The 19,699-nt window shown below is 63.0% G+C and carries 17 protein-coding genes; 7 read left to right on the top strand and 10 right to left on the bottom strand.

The genetic code is table 11. The features are described from left to right. Nucleotides 1-44: 44 nt before the first annotated feature. From ETW23_RS21835 to glmU, 4 genes are all read right to left on the bottom strand, one after another. On the bottom strand, nucleotides 45-602 hold the full coding sequence (locus ETW23_RS21835; RefSeq protein WP_167738180.1) for an asparagine synthase-related protein: 558 nt from the start codon (nucleotides 600-602) through the stop codon (nucleotides 45-47). Next, nucleotides 599-1,894, bottom strand: coding sequence for an asparagine synthase (glutamine-hydrolyzing) (gene asnB, locus ETW23_RS21830; protein ID WP_134831404.1), 1,296 nt, complete (start codon nucleotides 1,892-1,894; stop codon nucleotides 599-601). The genes ETW23_RS21835 and asnB overlap by 4 nt, the downstream gene beginning before the upstream one ends. Before the next feature lie 61 nt (nucleotides 1,895-1,955). After that, on the bottom strand, nucleotides 1,956-3,773 hold the full coding sequence (gene glmS, locus ETW23_RS21825; protein WP_134831403.1) for a glutamine--fructose-6-phosphate transaminase (isomerizing): 1,818 nt from the start codon (nucleotides 3,771-3,773) through the stop codon (nucleotides 1,956-1,958). A gap of 30 nt (nucleotides 3,774-3,803) precedes the next feature. Continuing rightward, on the bottom strand, nucleotides 3,804-5,150 hold the full coding sequence (glmU, locus tag ETW23_RS21820) for a bifunctional UDP-N-acetylglucosamine diphosphorylase/glucosamine-1-phosphate N-acetyltransferase GlmU (RefSeq protein ID WP_134831402.1): 1,347 nt from the start codon (nucleotides 5,148-5,150) through the stop codon (nucleotides 3,804-3,806). A 176-nt stretch (nucleotides 5,151-5,326) separates the two neighbouring features. Between glmU and ETW23_RS21815 the strand changes: the two genes are divergently transcribed. Then, the gene (locus ETW23_RS21815) at nucleotides 5,327-6,589 is read left to right on the top strand and encodes a hypothetical protein (RefSeq protein WP_134831401.1); all 1,263 of its coding nucleotides are present in this window, start codon (nucleotides 5,327-5,329) and stop codon (nucleotides 6,587-6,589) included. Nucleotides 6,590-6,597: 8 nt separating this feature from the next. Here the strand turns inward: ETW23_RS21815 and tnpA are convergent, their stop codons facing one another. Together tnpA and ETW23_RS21805 are read right to left on the bottom strand one after the other, a co-directional pair. Next, nucleotides 6,598-7,014 carry an IS200/IS605 family transposase gene (gene tnpA / locus ETW23_RS21810; protein WP_134831400.1) on the bottom strand — a complete coding sequence of 139 codons (417 nt, stop codon included), beginning with the start codon at nucleotides 7,012-7,014 and terminating at the stop codon, nucleotides 6,598-6,600. Between the two features lie 270 nt (nucleotides 7,015-7,284). Then, complete coding sequence (locus ETW23_RS21805; protein ID WP_134831399.1) at nucleotides 7,285-8,859, bottom strand: glycosyltransferase family 4 protein; 1,575 nt, start codon at nucleotides 8,857-8,859, stop codon at nucleotides 7,285-7,287. A 133-nt stretch (nucleotides 8,860-8,992) separates the two neighbouring features. On the opposite strand from ETW23_RS21805, the gene ETW23_RS21800 reads away from it, so the two are divergent. Both ETW23_RS21800 and ETW23_RS21795 read left to right on the top strand, forming a co-directional pair. Next, nucleotides 8,993-9,529, top strand: a complete 537-nt coding sequence (locus ETW23_RS21800) for a hypothetical protein (RefSeq protein WP_134831398.1) — start codon at nucleotides 8,993-8,995, stop codon at nucleotides 9,527-9,529. Next, nucleotides 9,526-11,565 (top strand): glycosyltransferase family 2 protein, encoded by a 2,040-nt coding sequence (locus tag ETW23_RS21795; protein WP_134831397.1) that lies wholly within the window; start codon nucleotides 9,526-9,528, stop codon nucleotides 11,563-11,565. The genes ETW23_RS21800 and ETW23_RS21795 overlap by 4 nt, the downstream gene beginning before the upstream one ends. On the opposite strand, the gene glf is transcribed toward ETW23_RS21795, so the two are convergent. The 3 genes from glf to ETW23_RS21780 form a co-directional block, all read right to left on the bottom strand. Next, entirely contained in the window at nucleotides 11,549-12,721 is a 1,173-nt protein-coding gene (gene glf / locus ETW23_RS21790; RefSeq protein WP_205879974.1) for a UDP-galactopyranose mutase, read from the bottom strand. The genes ETW23_RS21795 and glf overlap by 17 nt on opposite strands. A 30-nt stretch (nucleotides 12,722-12,751) precedes the next feature. Next, nucleotides 12,752-13,609, bottom strand: coding sequence for a hypothetical protein (locus ETW23_RS21785; RefSeq protein ID WP_134831396.1), 858 nt, complete (start codon nucleotides 13,607-13,609; stop codon nucleotides 12,752-12,754). A gap of 195 nt (nucleotides 13,610-13,804) precedes the next feature. Further along, nucleotides 13,805-14,692: a hypothetical protein gene (locus ETW23_RS21780; protein ID WP_134831395.1), complete on the bottom strand. Its 888-nt coding sequence runs from the start codon at nucleotides 14,690-14,692 to the stop codon at nucleotides 13,805-13,807. Nucleotides 14,693-14,890: 198 nt separating this feature from the next. On the opposite strand from ETW23_RS21780, the gene ETW23_RS21775 reads away from it, so the two are divergent. Genes ETW23_RS21775 through ETW23_RS21760 form a run of 4 tightly spaced genes read left to right on the top strand, consistent with a single transcriptional unit; the run spans nucleotide 14,891 to nucleotide 19,006 of the window. Continuing rightward, a complete protein-coding gene (locus ETW23_RS21775) occupies nucleotides 14,891-16,021 on the top strand; it encodes a hypothetical protein (protein WP_134831394.1) in 1,131 nt (376 codons plus the stop codon). 33 nt (nucleotides 16,022-16,054) lie between these two features. Beyond that, on the top strand, nucleotides 16,055-17,158 hold the full coding sequence (locus ETW23_RS21770; RefSeq protein ID WP_134831393.1) for a hypothetical protein: 1,104 nt from the start codon (nucleotides 16,055-16,057) through the stop codon (nucleotides 17,156-17,158). Between the two features lie 49 nt (nucleotides 17,159-17,207). Further along, nucleotides 17,208-18,287, top strand: a complete 1,080-nt coding sequence (locus ETW23_RS21765; RefSeq protein ID WP_134831392.1) for a hypothetical protein — start codon at nucleotides 17,208-17,210, stop codon at nucleotides 18,285-18,287. Next, on the top strand, nucleotides 18,230-19,006 hold the full coding sequence (locus ETW23_RS21760; protein WP_134831391.1) for a hypothetical protein: 777 nt from the start codon (nucleotides 18,230-18,232) through the stop codon (nucleotides 19,004-19,006). The genes ETW23_RS21765 and ETW23_RS21760 overlap by 58 nt, the downstream gene beginning before the upstream one ends. 33 nt (nucleotides 19,007-19,039) lie before the next feature. On the opposite strand, the gene ETW23_RS21755 is transcribed toward ETW23_RS21760, so the two are convergent. Beyond that, nucleotides 19,040-19,693 carry an ABC transporter ATP-binding protein gene (locus ETW23_RS21755; protein WP_027256088.1) on the bottom strand — a complete coding sequence of 218 codons (654 nt, stop codon included), beginning with the start codon at nucleotides 19,691-19,693 and terminating at the stop codon, nucleotides 19,040-19,042. Between the last annotated feature and the right edge of the window lie 6 nt (nucleotides 19,694-19,699).

Raw genomic sequence — 19,699 nt, 5'->3', positions numbered from 1 at the left:
TGCCTGCCCCCCGCAGAACCAACTGCCGTTTCGCGGGGCTTTTATCAAAGATTCTGGAGCCATCGGTTCACGGAGTAGAGTATCCAGATACGCGTTCCCGACAGCGACGGATCGCGCAGGCGCTCAAAGTAATTTGCAGCATAGGCCCTGTCGACATACTCAAACAGCGGCGCGTCCGGGTCTCCCAGCACCTCCTGTTCGAACCGGTCCTTCAGAGCCGTGTTGTACAGCGTCTTGAACTCGTGCCCGAAGCCGAATTTCGGCCGCTCCGTGATGTAGGCCGGCAGGTGCCGCCGCGCGAGATCGTAGATCCATGCCTTTGCCTGGCGGCCGCGGTTGCGGGTCTCAAAGCGGCTGCTCAGCACGGCCTCCAGGAGGGCGCGGCCTAGGAACGGCGCCCGCGCCTCGACGGATTGCGCCATCGAGCCGTAATCGAGCCGCGGCAGCAGGAGTTCCGGCAGCCGCAGCTTGTACTCCAGGTTCAAAATCCTCCGCGCATGCCCTTCGCTGCCTGGCACGCGGATTTCCTGCATCACATCCTGGAAGATGTCATAGGTCGTGCGCTCCGGTGCCGCGCCGCGCCAGAACTTCTCCTTGTTCACCTCGTAGAATCCGAAACACAGCCGCCGGGGATCAGACGGCCGCCATCCACCAGCGAATGCACCCATTTTTGCGCCTGCGGACCGTCATTTTTAAAGGCCTGGAACTCGTCTATCGCATCGAAGTAGCTGTTGTACGCGCCCAGCTCGTCCCCGCCTTCTCCAACCAGCAAAACCTTGCTGCCGCTCTGGTCCCGGACATGGCGTGACATGGCCGAGATCAGCACCATATCCGGCCAGGTGACAGGTGTATCCTGGACTGCGGAGCTCAGCCTTTCGAACTCATCCCAGAAATCCGAATCCTGTAAAGTGACATCAAGCAGGTCCACTCCGAGATCCCTGCTGAACGTTCTTGCGATCACGGCTTCGTCGTCTGATGTCCGGGTACCCGCCCGGGTGACATTAACCGCACACAAGCGCTTGGAGCCGCCTCCGGTGCCCCGCCGCCTGATCCGTTCGGCAAATGCCAGGTTCAAGGAAGAATCGAGACCGCCGCTCAAGGCCACTGCAAGCGGCGTATCGGACTGGCTTTGCAGGGAAATACTCTCTGCCAGAGCGGCCTCCCCGCGCTCAAGTATGTCTTCGTAAGAAAAATCTTCCACCCGGTTCAGGATGTCCGCAATGTCCCAGTAGCTTTCTTCAGCGGCCTCTGCCGGCCGGTCCAGCCGGATCTCAAGAAAGCAACCGGGCTTCAGTTTCTGCACACCCTTGAACAGGGACATTCCCGGCGGTGGCGAGAGCATCGTGAGATAGTGGTACAAGGCCTGCTGATCCACCGCCCGGCGGCCTGTACCGGCACCTGTCAATGCCCGGGCCTCTGACGCAAATGCAATCTGCCCGTCTGGCAGCCACGTGTAGTACAATGGTTTTTCGCCAATCCGGTCCCGGACCAAGATCAGCGTGTTTTGCCGCCGGTCATATATTGCGAAGGCGAACATACCCTCCAAGCGGGAGAAGAATGCCTTCCCCTCCAGCGCATAGCCGGCCAGCAGCACCTCAGCATCCGATCGCTCCGTCCTGAACCGGTAGCGCTCCTCCAGTTCTCTCCGCAACTGGCGCCAGTTGTAGATTTCACCGTTGAAGACAAGGACGAAACTGCCATCAGATGTTTGCATCGGCTGGTTCGCAGCGGCACTTACATCTTGAATACTCAGTCTGGCATGCCCGAATGTCAGCCGGCCATTCTGAAACACGCCAGCTGCATCCGGTCCGCGCGCAGACATGACCTGAAGCATTTCCCGGATGTCGAATAATGCCTCTGCTTGTCTCCCCAGGAACCCGGCAATACCACACATTCCTCACGTTCCCTTTCCAGCACAGGCTGCGACTTATATTGAAGGAGCGGTTGTCCGCCCCCTACTCCACCGTCACCGATTTCGCCAAGTTGCGGGGCTGGTCGACGTCGGTGCCTTTCTCGACCGCGGTGTGATAGGCCAGAAGCTGCAAGGGCACCGCATAGGCGATGGCGGCAAACGGGCCCGGCACCGGCGCCATGCGGACCGGCTGCCAGATGCCGTCCGCAGCGGCGTCCAGCCCCTTGGCATCGCTCACCATCACGATCTTGCCGCCGCGCGCCATCACTTCCTGCATGTTCGACACCGTCTTGCCGAACAGCTCGTCATGCGGCGCCAGCACCACCACCGGCATCTCCTCGTCGATCAGCGCGATGGGGCCGTGCTTCAACTCTCCGCTGGCATAGCCCTCGGCGTGGATATAGCTGATCTCCTTCAGCTTCAACGCACCTTCCAGCGCCAGCGGATAGAGCGCGCCGCGGCCCAGGAACAGCGCATGGCTGAACCGCGCCAGCTGCGATGCCACACCGCGCACCTCCGCCTCGCAGGCCAGGGCTTCGGCCACCTGGCTGGGCATGTGGCGCAGCTGCGCCTCGTAATCCTGCAGCAGCCCGGCCGGCTGCGCCCCGGTCTGGCGCGCCGCCTCCAGCGCCAGCGCCGCCAGCACCGCCAGCTGGCAGGTGAAGGCCTTGGTGGAAGCCACGCCGATTTCCGGCCCGGCGTGGATCTGCAGCGCCAGGCCGCTTTCCCGCGCGATCGAGCTTTCGGGCACATTGACCACCGACAGGATCATGCCGGCCTTGCCCGCGCAGTAGCGCAGCGCCGCCAGGGTGTCGGCGGTCTCCCCCGATTGCGACACAAACAGCGCCAGGGTGCGGTCCGAGACCGGCGGCTCGCGGTAGCGGAACTCCGAGGCGATATCGACCTCGACCGGCAGGCGGGCGATCTGCTCGAACCAGTATTTGGCGGTCAGGCAGGCCAGCGAGGCGGTGCCGCAGGCCACCATCACCACTCGGTCGAACCGGCTGAAGTCGATCTGTTCCAGGGCCCGCTGCCCCTCGCCGCCGTCCAGGTAGTATTTCAGGGCCGCGCCCAGGACCGCGGGCTGCTCGGCGATTTCCTTGGACATGAAATGGCGGTGGCCATCCTTGCCCACGGCCGCCACCGACTGCGCGATCTCGCTGCGGGCACGCTCCGCCGGGCGGCCTTCGGCATCCTCGATGGCGCAGCCCGACCGGGTCACCACCGCCATGTCGCCCTCTTCCAGATAGGTGACCAGCGACGTCATCGGCGCCAGCGCCAAAGCGTCCGAGCCGATGAACATCTCGCCTTCGCCCCAGCCGATCGCCAGCGGGCTGCCCTGGCGGGCGGCGACGATCAGGTCCTCCTCGCCCTCGAACAGGAAGCACAGCGCATAGGCGCCTTCCAGCCGGGCAATGGTCTGGCGGGCGGCTTCCGCCGGCTCCAGCCCCTGATGCAGGTAATAGTCGCACAGCATCGCCAGGGTTTCGGTATCGGTCTCGGTTTCCGCCTTCAGCCCGTGCTCCGCCAGGAAGGCGCGCAGCTCCCGGTAGTTCTCGATGATGCCGTTATGGACCACCGCAACCCGCTCGCGGGCATGGGGATGGGCGTTCTGCAGGGACGGGGCGCCATGGGTGGCCCAGCGGGTATGGCCGATGCCTGCGGTGCCTGCCAGCGGATCATGCACCAGGAGATCGTTCAGATTGGCCAGTTTGCCCACCGCCCGGCGGCGGCCAAGGCGACCGCCGTTCACGGTTGCGATACCCGCGCTGTCATAGCCGCGGTATTCCAGCCGCTTCAACCCTTCAATCAGAACCGGTGCCGCCTGATGCTGTCCCAAAACCCCGACGATTCCACACATAACTCTTAACCTCTGAAGTGTTTTTGATGTTTATTCAGCCGCGGTCTTGCGGGCCCGCTGGCGCTGCCGCAGCCGTTCTGCAGCTCCGGCCTTGTTGTCCTGTTCTGCCCGCCCCAAAGCCAAAGCCTCCGGCGGCACCTCCCGGGTAATCACAGATCCCGCCGCCACAATGGCGCCCGCGCCAACGGAAACCGGCGCCACCAAGGCACTGTTGCTGCCGATGAAGGCCCCTGCCCCCACTTCGGTGCGGTGCTTCAGAACCCCGTCATAGTTGCAGGTGATCGTGCCCGCCCCGATATTGGCCGCGGCCCCGACATGGGCATCCCCCAGATAGCTCAGGTGATTGACCTTGGCGCCGGCCTCAAGCGTGGCATTCTTGGTCTCGACAAAATTGCCGATCTTGGCGCCCGCGCCAATAGAACTGCCCGGCCGCAGGCGGGCATAGGGGCCGATCACGGCCTCCCGGCCGACCTGGCAGCCCTCCAGATGCGAGAAGGCACGCACAACCGCGCCTTGCTCCACTTCCACACCGGGTCCGAACACCACATGCGGCTCCACCAGAACATCCCGGTCCAGCCGGGTATCCGGCGCAAAGAAAACAGTTTCCGGCGCCACCAGCGTCACGCCGACGGCCATCGCAGCCTGGCGGGCCCGATTCTGAAAGATCGCCTCCGCCCGTGCCAGTTCCGCCCGGGAATTGATCCCTAGTGTTTCGTCCTCACTGCAGGTCACCACGGAACAGGCCAGCCCCGCCTCATTGGCTTTTTCCACGATATCCGTGAGGTAATATTCTTGAGCGGCATTGCCGCAGCCGATCCGGCTGATCAGATCGAACAGATTTTTTCTGCTGGCGCAAATCACCCCCGAGTTGCACAGCCCGATCTGCAGTTCCTGCGGAGACGCATCTTTGGCTTCCACGATCCGCTGCAACCGCCCGTCTGCCAGCACCAGGCGGCCATAGCGCGCCGGATCGTCAGGCTCAAAGCCCAGAACAACCACATCCGCCTTCGCGCGGCGCGCGTCCAGCATCGTTTTCAGCGTCTCTGTCCGGATAAAGGGGGTGTCGCCGAACAGAACAATCACATCCCCGTCGAAGTCTTCCAGCGCACTGCGCGCCTGATCCGCCGCGTGGGCAGTTCCAAGTTGTTCTTCCTGAATGGCGACTTCAACATCCGGCGCATAGTCTTGCAGCGCATGCGAAACCTGTTCTGCGCCGAACCCAGCAACCACGACACGGCGTTCCGGCTGCAGCTCGGAAGCCGTCCCCATGGCATGAAACAGCATCGGCAAGCCTGCGATGGGGTGCAAAACCTTTGGTTTAGAAGAGACCATCCGGGTTCCACGGCCAGCAGCCAGGACAACAATTGCAAGGGGCATACCGAATCCATTTAAAACACCAATCCGAATCAGGGGGTACCGGTTCGCGGCATAAAAGCCAAGTAAGCTGTGCCGCATCGGCGGATCACACGTAAAACGCGCCTTGCCCCTTGCTCCTTCCTAGCTACAGCCATAAACAGCAAGCATCCCCAGGTAACTATTGAACAGAGCCGCCGATGAAACCCGCTGATCAATCTGAACTGCACCAGGACATAACGCACAACCTGAACGCGTCCCATGCGAACAGTGTCCAGCAGCCGGGCGCGGACATCCTCACGCCGCTGGCCAGCCGCTCCCTGTTCTGGCGCGCGCGCTATCTGGAAGCCTCCCCCGTCCTCTGCCACATTCCGCTGCTGTTCTGGCTGATTGAGGCCGCCCGGCCGCGCATTACTGTCACCTTGGGGGTGGCAGATGCGGTGCCGCACTTTGCGCTCTGCCAAGCCGTGGACAAACTCGGGCTGGACAGCCTGTGCTTCGGCGTGGAGCCCGTTCCTGTCAGCGCAGAAGCCGCCAGCTTTAACAAACGGAACTACGTGGATTTTTCGGATTTCGTTAAGGCATCGGGGGAAACTCCTGATTTTCTGCCCCATAGCAGCAAAGCCGACCTGATTGTCATCAACAAACCAGCGTCGAAGACATTGATAGACGCGTTGCGCAACGCTTGGTTACCCCAACTGTCAGACCGCGGTGTAATCTTGTTTTTGCATACCCCGGAAGCCGACGCCGCTGAGGCCTTTCACGCAGCCTTCGCAGCAGAGGATGAGAGTTTCTCTCTCTGGCAGAACGGGAGCGCCAGTATCGTCCTGCACGGCAGCAATCATTCCGAACGGCTGCAAAGGCTAACGCAACTTAAACCCGGCCACTCTGGATTTATGGCTGCAAGCACAGTCTTCAGGCGTTTAGGTGAACTGCACAGCAAAACCGCCGAACTGGAGCATGCTGCTTCCGAGCTGATCCAGGCGCGTCAAAACGCAGCACTCAGCACTGCGGAGCTGCAAAAGACACAAGCGAAACTGAAAACTTGGGCGGATCAGGACGAGACGATTCCCAAGCTGCACAGAGACCTTACGGAAGCGCGGCAGCAAAACGACCTGCTGCATGAAGAATTGAGGGGCCTCAGACATCGCCTTCCAGCCCTGGAAAAAGAGGCCCCGGATCTGCGGAAACTGCTTCTGGAGCAGGAAGAAACCCTAAGCGAGCGTTACACCGACATCGCAACTCTCGGCCTTGAAATTCAAGCCAAAACAAAGGAAAATGACACGCTGCGTGCGGAACGTGAAGTGACCCAGGAAGAGATAGCTTTGTTGAAAGAACAACTAAGCGCAGCAACACATCAACGCGACCAATTTGCGGAACGGGTGCAAGCACTGGAGCATAGCACGTCCTGGAAAGTAACTGCGCCTTTGCGTAAAGCCTCGCAGAAATTTCAGCGTGCTTGACTGAACGACTACCGGCTGGCGCCGGTAGGATCGGCAATGTGATTTTCCAGGTACTGAAGTACGATGTCTTCGGTGATGGCGCCGTTGGTGGTTGAAAAATACCCGCGGCCCCAGAACCGGCAGCCCGAGTAACGCCTGCGGATCGAAGGGAATTCCCGTTGCACCCGGTAAGACGAACGGCCCTTCATCTTGCGCACCAGATCGGAGATGGCGAGTTTCGGCGGTACCGACACGAACATATGCACATGGTCGCTCGACAGCACCCCGCGCAAGATGGCGACCCCGTTCTCGGCGCAGACCTGGCGGCAAATGTCGCGCATCCGCAGGCGCAATGCCCCGCGCAGCACTTTGTAGCGGTATTTGGTCGACCATACGATATGGTAGCGGTGGTAGAAAACGCAGTGTTTGCCGGTATCATATTGCATGCACTTACCCTCCGGAAAATGAGCCTTCGACCCGGCTGCGGCTCATTTTCCGGAGGGTAAGTGCATAACAGGATTCTTTCACGCTTAAGCGGATCCGGCTGGAAGCCGGAGGGTTTGCTCCAGTGAGTGGATACTAAAACTCAGGATGGGCTGATCAGCCCCAATGCCGTGGCTGACCGTGCATGCCAACATGTAAAAGGTTTGCAATATCACTGACCGGCCTTCTTTGACTGCACTCCCCACGAACTGAAACGTCTGCCCTTCAGTGCTTTATAGCCCAGCTCCGCCCGTCAAGCATTTCAGCGTATCTCTCATAGTGCCAGCAATGCTGCCCCAGGAGTACTGACGGCGCGCCCGGAAATGCGCTGCAGCTCCGAGCCGCGTGCACAGCTCCGGATCCTCCAGCAAGCGGGCCAGCTTGCTCTGCAGATCTGCAATCTCCCCCTTGGCAAAGACCAGCCCGCTTTCGCCATCCTCCAACAGCCCCTGCATCCCCCCGACCGAGGACAGCACAATGGCCTTGCCGGCCGCCATCGCTTCCACCGGCTTCAATGGCGCGACCATTTCGGTGACCTGCAGCGGGCGGCGGGGGAAGACACAGATACCGATCAGATCCAGCCAGTCCGGCACCTGTTCGAAAGGAACCCGGCCCGGCATGATCAGCCAGTCCCCCAGCCCCAGCTCGGCAGCCTGACGGCGCAGGGCCTGTGTCACCGGGGTGCCGCGCAGCCCGGTGCCGTTCTCATCTCCCACCAGCACCAGCCGGAAGCGATGGCCCGCGGCCTTCAGCCCGGCCGCCGCAGCCACCAGATCCTCCAGCCCCTCATAAGCCGGGAAACTGCCGGTATAGCCGATGACCGGCACTCCTTCCGGCAACTCCAGCTCTGCCGCCAGCCTGCGCCCCCGGCCCGCCGGGCCAAAACTGTCCGGATTGCAGCCGTTCGGCAGGAACGTGACCCGCTCCGCCGCAACGCCGCGGCTGACCAGCGTTTGTCGCATCGGCTGCGACAAAGTAAAAACATGATCCGCCTGCCGGGCCGCCTGGGTTTCCAGCCAGCGCTCATAGCGGTATTGCGGCGCCCCAAGGAAACCCGGTTCCCGGGCGGCCCGGCTCAACTCCCAAAAGCCGCGCATGTCATAGACCATGGGCAGTCCGAGACGGCGGGCCGCAATCAGCGCGGGCAGCGCACAGGCATGGTTTGAGGCCGCCATCACAACCGCCGGCCGCAGATCCAGGAAACGCGCCGTCAGCGCCTCTGCGCTGCTGCGCACATAGGCCGGGTAATTCTGCCAGCTGCCGAACTGCGGTTCCGGGCTGCGCAGATAAGGCAGCCCTGCGATCTCTTCCTCGAAGGGCCTGCCCAGGGGCATATCAGCTGACAGTGCTGCCGGATTCTCATCCCAGGGAAAACCCGGCCGGGTCAGGCAATGGAGGTCCGCTCCGGCATCGCGCAGCGCCAGTGCCAGCCGCTGCGAGCGTACCGCATAGCCCGTCGAGATCCAGGGCAGGCTGCTGTAGAGCACATAGGCCACACGGCCTGGCACCGGTGCCCAGCCCCAGGGCGGCACCGGCTGCGGAAGCTTGGCCAGGGAGAACAGCCGCTCTGCCCGCTGCTGCAGCGCCTGCCTGGGCGCCGCTTGCGGCAGCTGCACCAGCGCCGCCGCAGCGCAGTCCGGCTCGGCCAGGTCCAGCGCCGCCGCCGCCAGCTCCATAACACCGTCCTGTCCCTGTGCCTGCTGCAACGCTTGCTGCAGAACCGCGCCGGCCTCGTATTCCGGCTGCTGCACGGCCAGTGCCCGTGCCGCCGATATATAGCCTTGCAGCAGCTCAAGTTCTTTTTGCATCGGTTTCCCCTGTTCAGCCGCAGTCCGCGCGCGCACCAGGCCGCCCTGCTTTACGCCCTCTTTTCCAGATGGACAAACCAAAGCGGACGCGGCACTACACGTGTTCGACGGGTAGTTAGCTGAGGCACCAGTAATGACCGATAATATTGCGGCCGGACCAGAAGCAAATTTGAATTACGCCCTGCAGATTCTGCGGGATAGCCAGGTCAGCGGAGATGTTGCAGAGCAAAGTGAGATCCAACCGGGGATCACCCTGCACGCCGATCCCGCTCTCAAAGCACGCGGCCAGTGGCGCTCCCCGGCCGGGCGGCTGCTGGAACTAGAGGTCACAGCCGACGGCGAGGGCAGCTGGTTCGGGCTGCATATGGACCTCGGCGGCATCAATCTGTCCCAGGCCGGTCTCCTCGGCATCGCCTGCCGCAGCACCGCCCCATCAATCGAAGCGGTTCGCGCCTGCATCCGCTCGGGCCGCAGCGAAGGCGGCTTTGATGATTGCTTCTTCACCAAGCGCATTCTGGCCCACCCGGAGGCCTCCAGCCACCTGGACGCCCTGCAAATAAGCCTGCAGCCGGACCTGCCGCCAGAAGCCCCCTGGCGCGAGCTGATCCTGTTCCTGCCCGCGCACAGCTTCCGTCTCGATCTGCACGACCTGCGCCTGTTCATCGTATGAAGCTGACCGTCATTATCCCTGCACATAATGACGAGGCCCCTCTGCACCGCCTGCTCCGGCATATCCGGCAGCTGAATTTCGCCAGCCATGTCATCATCTCCGATGACGGCTCAGAGCCTGCACTCGCCTTTGATCCGCTGCCCCTCGCAGCCGGCCTGCCGCCAGAGCAGGTCACATTGCTGCGCCAGGACCAGCCCTGCGGCGCCGGGGCAGCCCGCAACCTGGCGCTTCAGCATGTGGCAACGGATCATGTGCTGTTCCTTGATGCCGATGATCTGCCGCTGCGCGAACTGCCGGACCTGCTGCGGGATTTGGACGGCAAAACATTTGATTTCTGCATTTTTCAACACCATGACAGCCGCCGCGGCACGGACGGCCACTGGGGGCAAATGCCCGCAGACCAAGCCCTGTGGCACACCGCCGGAACAGGTGTAGGCGCCCTGTCAGAAGTGTCTCCCGCCACCGCTGCCAGCCTGTGCCAGACCGCCAATTACCCCTGGAATAAGATCTACCGCACCGGTTTTCTGCAGGAACATGCCATCCGCTGCACCGAAATCGCGGTCCACAATGACGTCGAGCTGCATTGGCGCAGCTTCCTTAACGCCAGAACCATCCTGGCCAGCGACCGGATCGGGGTGATGCACTACGTTGCGCCAGACCAGGGCCGGCTGACCAACCGCAACGGCCCGGAGCGGCTTCAGGTTTTTACTGCCCTGTCCCGTGTGTCCGCGGAACTCCGCTCCCGCAAGGATCTCAGCATCTTTACCCTTCCCTTTTACAGCTTCGCAGCCGGGTTGCTGGACTGGATCGGCAGTTTCATCCAGCCGGAGCTGCGCCCCGAGCTCGCCCGCCAAGCCAAGGCCTTCTTTGCCGCCGAGGCGCCGCCGCCGGTTATGGCCTTTCTCGCCCAGTGTGAAAGCAGCCGCCTTGCCGCCGCCTTGCAGCAGGCCGCGCCTCCCCCGGCAGCCGTGCCGGAGGCAGCGCCTGCGGTCCGCAGCGATCCGCCCGCACGCCAGATCTGGCTGCATATCGGTCTGCCCAAATGCGGCTCGACAACCATCCAGCGGCACATGGCAGCCGCCAGCGTCCAGCACCAGACTCACGGCGTCTGCTACCCCCGGGCCTGGCGCAGCGCGGATGGCTACCGCAACCACCTGCCGCTGGCAAAGCTATCGCCGCTGATGCTGCCCCAGGCGCTGGCCCGGATCACCGCTGAAGCCCTTGACCAGGACTGCAACCGCATCGTTCTGTCCTGCGAGCATTGGGCCAATGCCTTTCCCGGCAGCAACCTGCTGCCGCTTTACAAAACTCTGCAAGCTCAGCTGCCGGACTGGCAAATCCGTATCGTGGCCTATTTCCGCAATCCTTACGATTTTGTTGAATCCTGCTACGCGCAATATGTCCGGGCCGGGCTGTTCCAGATCAACCGGCACAGGTTCTACGCCGATGGCGCGCCTTCGATCGAAAAATTCCTTAGCTGTTTCGAAGACAGCCGGGGGTTTCCGCTCTATTCCAATCTGCGCTACGCCCGGATGCTGATGGCACATTTCCCGCCTGAGGTTCTGATGCTGCGGTCGATCGAACCGCCGGATCTCGTGCAACCGGACATGCTGGGGGATTTCTACAGCCTGCTGGGCCTGCCGGCTCCGGTGTCCACAGGACGGCGCAACCGCCGGGTCAGCAACCGCAAGCTTGCGGAGCTGGAATATGTTCAGACCCTGACGGATCAGGACAGCTACGCCCGGCTGCGCCCGCAGCTGCTGGACACGGATTTTTGCAGCGCTCCGGAAACAGAAGACCGCCGCGGCACCAGCCTGCATATCAGCGCCGACACCGCGGCGGCCGTCACCCGGCAAATCGAAAGCGAGCGCGCGGAACTGCAGCAGACATTTTCCACCGGCACCAGCAGCCTCTGCGAGACCCGCACTGGCGCCGGCCCGGAAGGCTGGGCCCGCACCGGCCTTCTGGGTGCAGAGGACCGGGCACAGCTGCGGGCCTTTGTGGCCCGCAATGCAAACCTCACAACGGCGCGGTGAAAAACGCCGGCGCCGCCTCGCCCCGCTCCAGGCAGGCGGCAAAGCCGCGGGCGGCGTCCAGCGCCTCGCGGATGGTCACATCCATGTCCAGGTAGCGGTAGGTGGCCAGACGGCCCACAAAAGTAACACCCGCCGTCGCTTCCGCCAGCTTCACATACGCGGCCAGCAGTTCCTTCTCCTTTACCTGGCGCACCGGGTAATAGGGAATGTCGCCGGGTTCCGCCAGCCGCGAGAACTCGCGGTAGAGAACCGATCCCTCGTGGTCTTCCCAGGGGGCGAAATGCTTGTGCTCGGTGATGCGGGTATAGGGCACATCCTCCTCGCCGTAGTTCATCACCGCGCAGCCCTGGTAATCGCCCTGATGGGTGAAGCGCTCAAAATCCAGGGTGCGGTAACCCAGACGGCCCAGCTCATAGCCGAAATAGCCATCGAGCGGCCCGGAATAGAACACGTGGTCATGGGCGGCGCCCATCTCGGCGCTGAACTCGGTTTCCAGCTGAACGGTGATGTTCTCATGATCGAGGATCTTCTCAATCATCGGCGTATAGCCGTTTTCCGGCATGCCCTGGAACTGGTGGAAGAAGTAATTGTCATCATAGTTGAAGCGCACCGGCAGCCGCTTCAGGATCGAGGCGGGCAGCTCGGAAGGGTGCATGCCCCACTGCTTGATGGTGTAGCCCTTGAAAAACGCCTCATAGAGGTCCTTGCCGACAAAGCGCATCGCCTGCTCTTCGAAGGTCTCGGGGTTTTCGATTGAGGTATCGGCCTGTTCCTGCGTGATGAAATCATGCGCTTCTTCGGGGCGCATCGTCTTGCGGAAGAACTGGTTGATGGTGTGCAGATTGACCGGCAGCGAGAACACTTCCTGATCGCCGGACAGCCCGCGGGTGGTGGATTTCACCCGGTTCTTGTAGGGTTTGAAACTCTCAAAGCTGTTCACATAGTCCCAGACTTCGGCGTCATCGGTGTGAAAGATATGCGGGCCGTAGACATGCACCATGACGCCGGTGTCCGCATCGCGCTCGGTGTGGCAGTTGCCGCCGGCATGGGGGCGGCTGTCGATCACGGTGATCCGGTGCCCGGCCTCGGCCAGATGCCGTCCGATCACGGCCCCCGAAAGCCCTGCGCCCACCATCAGAAAATTACCTGCCGCCATTAGTCCTGTCCTCTCATATTCCCTGGGGCCTCAAGCCGGCGCCCCTGCCATTTCACGTTCTGCCGCATCCGGCCGGCGGCGTCCGCGCAGCTTCGGGTGCAACCCCAGCGCCTCGCGCGCGGCAATATCGGTCGGCCGCAGATCGGCCCTGCTGATCAGCTTGCTGATCCCGCGGGGGCAATGCGGATACAGCTGGCTGCGCCACTCGGCCCGGCGCGGCGGCATCCCTGGGATATCCCGGATGCGCGCCCAGACCGGCTCCTGAATGCGGGTGTAATCCGCGTGGTGATCCGGGAACGGGCGGCGGAACGGCTCTTTCAGAAGGCCGTGCTCATCGGCCAGCACATCGCTCATATCCACCAGTGCAACCCGGCCTTCCAGCAAGCGGTTGATCTCGCGGAACATCTGCGCCTGAAACCGGGCCGGGACCGCGGGCAGGCCGAAACCTTTGCGGTAATAGCGGCCCGGCAGCGGCACCGGCGGACCGGCATAGATGCAATAGACCCTGCTGAACCCCGCCGTCCGCAGATCCGCTGCCATCTTCAGCAGCCCCTCCGCCGCCTCGGCGCAAAATCCCGCCGGATCCAGAAAATCGCCCAGCCGCATCCGGTGCGCCGCATTAAACTGCACATCCACATTGCCGTATTGCAAAAAGATGATGTCATCGCTGCTGGCGCCTTTCAGGCAGGCCAGCACGTAATTGCGGTTCTCCGCCTTCAGGAAACCGCGGGCCGACCAGCCGCTGACCCAATGGGAGCGGTATTGGCTGCTGGTTCCGAAGATGTAATCAAACAGTTCGCAGGACGAGGATCCAAATGCATAAAGCCGGGCCTCAGCCGCGCCCTGCGGCCGGCAGGCCCGCACCCTGCCCGCACGGAGCGCCAGCAAGGCCGGACTCAAACGGGCGCGGAGATGTTTTCTGAACCGGGCTGCAATCATACCAATCAACGTTTTGTCCAAGCCTGCCGGGCCATGGCCCCATTTCTGCATTTTGCGCCCACTGCTAGCGGACTGCCCGCCCCTGTGGCAACCCGGCTGCCTGTGTATCCGCCCGGCAGACCGGCAGTTTTCCGCAGGCCCGCCTTATGCGTCCGCGGCCTGGGCTTTCTCCCGCGGCAAGGCCGCTGCGGGCTCGAACCGCTTCAGATTGGCCGCCCGGTAGTTTTCCGCTCTGATTTTCTTGCCGACCCCGCCGCGCACACCGCTTTTATAAAGCGCCGTGCGCCAATCCGCGCGGCGCGGCGGCAGGCCGGGAATATCCCGGATCCCGTCCCAGACCAGTTCCTGGATCCTGACGTAATCGGCATGGTGATTCGGCTTGGCCCGGTGGTATTCCCGCTTCAGCACCCCGTGCTCATCCCCCAGAACCGGGGTCAGATCCCGCCGGTCGCAGACCCCGCTGATCAACTGGTTGATCCGGTTCAAAAGCTGCGCCTGATAGCGCGGCGGCAGCCCGTGCAGCTTGAACCGTTTGCGGAAATACCGCTCCGGCACCCGGCAAGGGGCGCCGACGGCCACCGTATAGATATTGCTGAAGCCCGCCGCGCGCAGATCCTGCACCAGCATCCGCACCCCGTCAGCCGCCTCCCGGCAAAAGCTTTCGGGATCGAGGAAATCCCCGCGGTCCATGCGGTAGCCCGAACTGAAGGCTGCATCCACCACACCGTAGTGCAGGAAAATGATGTCCTGCGACCGGGCCCGCTGCAAGCAGTTCAGCACATAGCCCCGGTTCGCGTCCTTCCGCAGCCCCCGGGCAGACCAGCCGCCGGCCCAATAGCTGCGGTAGCGCCGGCTGGCGCCGAAGATGTAATCAAAAACCTCTGACGAAGAGGAACCAAAAACATAAAGCCGCGGCGCCGGTCCGGCGTTTTTAGGCCCGGTATCTTTCGGCCCGGTATCTTTCGGCCCGGTTTGCCGCTGCCGTCTCTCTGCCAGGGCGCGCAATCCGCTCCTGAAAAATTGCACTGCCATGATCAAATCACCTGAAATGCCGTTGTCTAATTGCCGTGGCCGCCAAACCGTCTGATGCAACCTGCGGTTTCTCTGCACAGTTTTCCCGCTCAGCGCAACCCGCCGCGCAGCCTGTCCGGGACGGCGATTGTCTCTGGCGCGAAAATCCCCTACACCACAGCCTTGAAACCCGCACCAAACACAGGATCCGGCACTCATATGCCTGCCCCAGAACGTCCCCGCCGCAAGACTCTGATTTTCCACATCGGCGATCACAAAACCGGCTCCACCTCGGTTCAGCTGGCTTTTGCCAAAGGCCTGGTGACGCTGGACAGGCACAGCGTCTTTTATCCGGCCCGGCTGGCCAGCAATACCCTCGGCGCGCAGTGCCGGGCTTACGGCAATGCGGAGACCCCGGAAGCCCGGCAGAAAGCCGCCAGGCCCTTCCAGAAGCTGGCCGCGCAGATCCAGGCGTCAAACGCCGATTTCGCCCTTATCTCGGCTGAAGCCCTGGAAACCGTCCCGGCAGCACTGTTTCACGAGATTGCCGGGACCTTCTTTGCCGGCGCTGCCGATGAGATCCGCATCATCGGCTATGTGCGCCCCCATGCCGCCCGCATCCTGTCCAGCTTTGCCGAACGCATCAAAGTCGGCACCCCGCGCGCCCTGCGCTCGGATCTGGACAGCTTTGCGGCCCGGCGCAAGGAGGTCGGGGAATTCATCTACCTGCCGCGGTTTGCCGCCTGGCGGGAGTATTTCGCTGACCGTTTCACCCTGCGTCCGATGATCCGCAGCCAGCTCTATCAGGGCGATGTGGTCAGCGATTTCATTCATCACGCCTTTGGCGGCCTTGCCTTTACCATCAGCGGCGAAAGCCAGGCCAATGAATCGCTCTGCCTGGAGGATCTGATGCGTCTGAAGGTGCTGCAGAAGGCGCTGCAGCAGCAGTCCAAGGACCTCAGGCTTAAGGTCGGCTGGGAGTTTTCCCGCCTGGCAGGGCATCTGCCGCCGGCGCCTGCGCGCACCAGGCTGCAGCTGCACCGGGCCTTGTCGAAGACCCTCCGCGACAGCTACCTGGAGGATGCCCGCAATATGGACCGCATGTTTTTCAGCGGCGAACCGCTGATGCAGAACGAGCTGCACGCGGCCGTGAAGAAAGCCATCGCCAAACCGCAGTCCGCTGCCCCCGCCGATCACCTGTCTCCGTCCGAATTGCACGGGCTGACCCTCATGGCCGGGATGATCAGCGGGCTGCTGGACGCCGGAGAGGTCAATTGGCCCGCCTTCCTGCACGGCAAGCGAGTCCGCGATGCCGAAGCGGCCCTGCAGCCTGCCTCCGCTGCCGAATAGGCAAACCAGAGCACCTCAGTTATCGGGTCCGGTATGAAAGTCATTATCTATTTCGGCCACCACAAGGTCGGCTCCACTGCGCTGCAGGCCTATCTGGCCCGCAACACCCTGGAGCTGCTGCGGCATGGCATTCTTTACCCTGCGGTGGAAAGCGAGGGCATGTCGCATCTTCTGGCCCAGGCGCTTGGCCGCCAGGATGCGCCGGACCTTGGCTGCATGAACCTGCGCGAGCCGCATAATGCGCTTGGCTTCCGGATGCTGGCCAGCAAGCATGGCAGCGGCACCCCGGCCTGGCACGGCGCCCTGCCCGGCCTGCCCGCGATGCTCAGCACAATCCGCAACCAGGTCAGCGTGCTGCAGCCGCACACCGTCATCCTGTGCTCCGAGGTTTTTTCCAACTTCGGCGCCGGGCATGAGGATCTGATCGCCAAATTGCGCGATCTGTTTCCCGATGCCGAGCAGGAGCTTTACTGCGCGCTGCGCCAGCCCGATGAATACATGGCCTCCTGGTTCGGCCAGCGGCTGCGGTTCGGCCACCAGCTGCGCCCCCTGGACGGCGGCGCCGCACTGGCGAGCACCAAAACCATCCATTTCAACTACCGCAAGATGGTGGAGCCCTGGACCCGCATCTTCAGCGATGCCCGGCTGCAGATCCGCAATTACGACGACATCCTGGCGGCCGGCGGCTCGGTGCAGGATTTCACCGCTCAGGCCGGCTGTGCCTTCCCGAAAAAACTGCCGCATCAGGGCCCGTCCAACCACGGTTTGCCGCGCGCCGCCTATGAGATCATCCGCCAGGGCAATCACCGCCTGCCGCCCGAGGAGGCAAAAGCGCTGCGGGAGGTCTTCCTGAAGCTTCCCGCCGGCGAGCTGCCGGTGCGCAACCGCGATGTGGAACTGTTCGGCAGCAGTGTGCGCAGCCAGCTTGCCGAGGCCTTTGCCCCGGTGCACAGCTACCTCAGCAGCCTCACCGGCCAGGCGGCCTTTTTCCCGGCCATCGAAGAGATGCGCGAAACCCGCCCGGTGCCCGGACCCCAGGCAACCCTCCGCCTGCTGGAAAGCCTGGACCCCGCCCAGCTGCCCTCGCCGGCGCTGCAAAGCTTTGTCACAGATCTGCAGAAAGACTTGTGCCAGTAACCGTTTATACGCCCGCACCCCGGTTTCCGGGCTCCAAGGAATGACCCGCATGATCACTCTGCAGAACTTTATCACCCCCGAGCCCGGCATCTGCACCGAACAGGCGCTTTACTGCCATGTGCAGGGTCCGGCCGGTTTTTCCCAGAGCACCGGGCAGTACACCCTGTCCCGCGGCGCCTGTGCCAGGTTTGACACCTATTTCAACCTGTTCAGCCTTGGGAAGTGGAACAGCGGCTGCGCGTTCGACACGCTGTTTGCCGAGCTGACCGGCAGCGGCAAAGCCGAAATCAAGATCACCCTGGCCCAGCCCAACCGGTCCTGGGAAGTGGTTTATTGCGACATCGTCGAGCTGGCGGAAGACACGCCCTATCAGATCGACCTGTCGGAATTTGCAGGCCCCGGCATCGAAGGCGTGCTTTACGCCGAGGTGCTGGCGCTGGGGGACGAGGTCACCCTGACCGGCGGCCGCTTTGCCACCGCCGCCGTGCCGGACGCCCTGCCGCAGCTTGCGGTCTCCATCACCACCTTCCAGCGCGAGCAGGAGGTGCAGACAACCGTGGCCCGGCTTGAAGGGTTCCTGGAAGAATTCGAGCACAGCGCCAATATCCACGTGCAGGTGGTCGACAACGGCCAGAGCGCCGGCATCGCTGCCAGCGAGAAAGTCACCCCCTACCCGAACCGCAACCTCGGCGGTGCAGGCGGCTTTGCCCGCGGGCTTCTGGAGGCCGGCAAACGCGGCTGCAGCCATTGCCTGTTCATGGATGACGATGCCTCCTTCCACATGGAGAACATCGCCCGCGCCTATATGTTCCTGGCGCTGGCGCGGGACCCCAAGGCCGCGCTGGCAGGCGCGATGATCAACAACACCCACAAATGGTGCATGTGGGAAAACGGCGCCTGGTTCGACGGCTCCTGCCGCCCGCTCTACAACGGGCTCGACCTGCGCAGCCCGGGCCAGGTCATCGATATGGAATTCAGCTCTGCCCGCTCTGCCCCGAAACCCTTTACGGCGGCTGGTGGTTCTTCGCCTTCCCCATCGCCCAGGCCGCCCGCCACCCGTTCCCCTTCTTTGTGCGCGGCGATGACATCAGTTTTTCGCTGGCCAATGATTTCAACATCTTCACCCTGAACGGGGTGGTCTCCTTCCAGGATGATTTCACCGAAAAGGAAAGCGCCCAGACGCTGTATCTGGATCTGCGCAACCACCTGATCCACCATCTGGTGTTCGACGCGCTGGAGCGCAGCCCGCTTGGCACCGCCAAGATCGCCCTCCGCTTCATGCTGCGCTCGCTGCTGCGCTGCAAATACGACAGCGCCGAAGCACAGCTGCTGGCCTGGCAGGACGTGATGCAGGGGCCGCAGTTCTTTGACGAGAACATCGACATGAGTGCGCGCCGCGCCGACATCAAGGCGCTGATCAAAGACGAAGCCTGGCAGCCGGCAGAGACCCTCAGCACCGCTGAGCGGCGCCGCTTCAGCCGCCTGCCGCGCCGCCTGCGGCATTATCTGGGCCTGTTCACCCTGAATGGCCATCTGGTGCCGTTCTGGAAGATGATCGGCGACCGGATGGTGCTGAACATCGGCGAGCGCGGCCTGGTGTTCCCGGCCTTCGGCGGCGCCCGGCTCACCTATCTCAACACCGATGGCAGCAAGGGCTATACCGTCACCCACTCAAAGCGGCGCTTCTTCAGCCTGGCCTGGCGCATGGCCAAGACCCTGGCCGCCTTCCGCCGCGACCACAGCCGCCTGAAAGCGGTCTACCGCAGCGGCTATGCCGAGATGGCCAGCAAACCCTATTGGGAGAAAACCCTGGCCCCGGCAGCAGATCCGGTCCCGGCAGAGGCCTGAACGCTGACGCCTGCGCGCTGAGGCGGTGCTGGATCAGTCCAGCATCGCCTCATGCGCGGCAATCGCCGCGTCCAGATCGTCGTAATAGCGGATCCGCCCGGCCTCCAGCACCAGCCCGGCATTGCAGAACTGGCGGATCTGCGCCATCGAATGATTGACCATGATGGCGCTGGAATGCTTCATCCGGTCGGCAAAGACCGCCCGGCTCTTGCGTTTGAACGACCGGTCGCCCACGGCCGTTACCTCGTCGACCAGATAGGTGTCGAAGCGGATCCCCATCGAGGCGCCGAAGGTCAGCCGCGAGCGCATGCCCGAGGAATAGCTGCGCATCGGCATGTGGTAAAATTTGCCCAGCTCGGCAAACTCGCCGACAAAATTCACCAGATCGCCGGTATCCACCCCGTAGATGCGGGCGATGAAGCGGACATTCTCGGCGCCGGTCAGATCGCGGTGGAACGAGCCGCCCAGCCCCACCGGCCAGGAGATGCTGCCATCGGACACCACCCGGCCGTGATCGGGCCGCATGGTGCCGGCAATGATCTGCAACAGCGTCGACTTGCCCGCCCCGTTACGGCCCAGCAGCGCCAGGGATTTCCCCGGCGGCAGCGTCAGGTTCAGATTGTCGATCACCACCTTGCGCTCGCCCTTGAGCCGGAAGCTCTTGGTCAGGTTTTCAAAACGGATCATTGCCCG

Source organism: Leisingera sp. NJS201 (assembly GCF_004535885.1).
Lineage (GTDB): Bacteria > Pseudomonadota > Alphaproteobacteria > Rhodobacterales > Rhodobacteraceae > Leisingera.
Note: the sequence above shows the minus strand (reverse complement) of the source record. Positions and strands in the feature narration are given on the sequence as shown.

Bases quoted from the DNA above. Each gene is read 5' to 3' on its own strand.
- asnB (WP_134831404.1), bottom strand. From the start codon at position 1,894: ATGTGTGGTATTGCCGGGTTCCTGGGGAGACAAGCAGAGGCATTATTC.
- glmS (WP_134831403.1), bottom strand. From the start codon at position 3,773: ATGTGTGGAATCGTCGGGGTTTTGGGACAGCATCAGGCGGCACCGGTT.
- glmU (WP_134831402.1), bottom strand. From the start codon at position 5,150: ATGCCCCTTGCAATTGTTGTCCTGGCTGCTGGCCGTGGAACCCGGATG.
- ETW23_RS21815 (WP_134831401.1), top strand. From the start codon at position 5,327: ATGAAACCCGCTGATCAATCTGAACTGCACCAGGACATAACGCACAAC.
- tnpA (WP_134831400.1), bottom strand. From the start codon at position 7,014: ATGCAATATGATACCGGCAAACACTGCGTTTTCTACCACCGCTACCAT.
- ETW23_RS21805 (WP_134831399.1), bottom strand. From the start codon at position 8,859: ATGCAAAAAGAACTTGAGCTGCTGCAAGGCTATATATCGGCGGCACGG.
- ETW23_RS21800 (WP_134831398.1), top strand. From the start codon at position 8,993: ATGACCGATAATATTGCGGCCGGACCAGAAGCAAATTTGAATTACGCC.
- ETW23_RS21795 (WP_134831397.1), top strand. From the start codon at position 9,526: ATGAAGCTGACCGTCATTATCCCTGCACATAATGACGAGGCCCCTCTG.
- glf (WP_205879974.1), bottom strand. From the start codon at position 12,721: ATGGCGGCAGGTAATTTTCTGATGGTGGGCGCAGGGCTTTCGGGGGCC.
- ETW23_RS21780 (WP_134831395.1), bottom strand. From the start codon at position 14,692: ATGGCAGTGCAATTTTTCAGGAGCGGATTGCGCGCCCTGGCAGAGAGA.
- ETW23_RS21775 (WP_134831394.1), top strand. From the start codon at position 14,891: ATGCCTGCCCCAGAACGTCCCCGCCGCAAGACTCTGATTTTCCACATC.
- ETW23_RS21770 (WP_134831393.1), top strand. From the start codon at position 16,055: ATGAAAGTCATTATCTATTTCGGCCACCACAAGGTCGGCTCCACTGCG.
- ETW23_RS21765 (WP_134831392.1), top strand. From the start codon at position 17,208: ATGATCACTCTGCAGAACTTTATCACCCCCGAGCCCGGCATCTGCACC.
- ETW23_RS21755 (WP_027256088.1), bottom strand. From the start codon at position 19,693: ATGATCCGTTTTGAAAACCTGACCAAGAGCTTCCGGCTCAAGGGCGAG.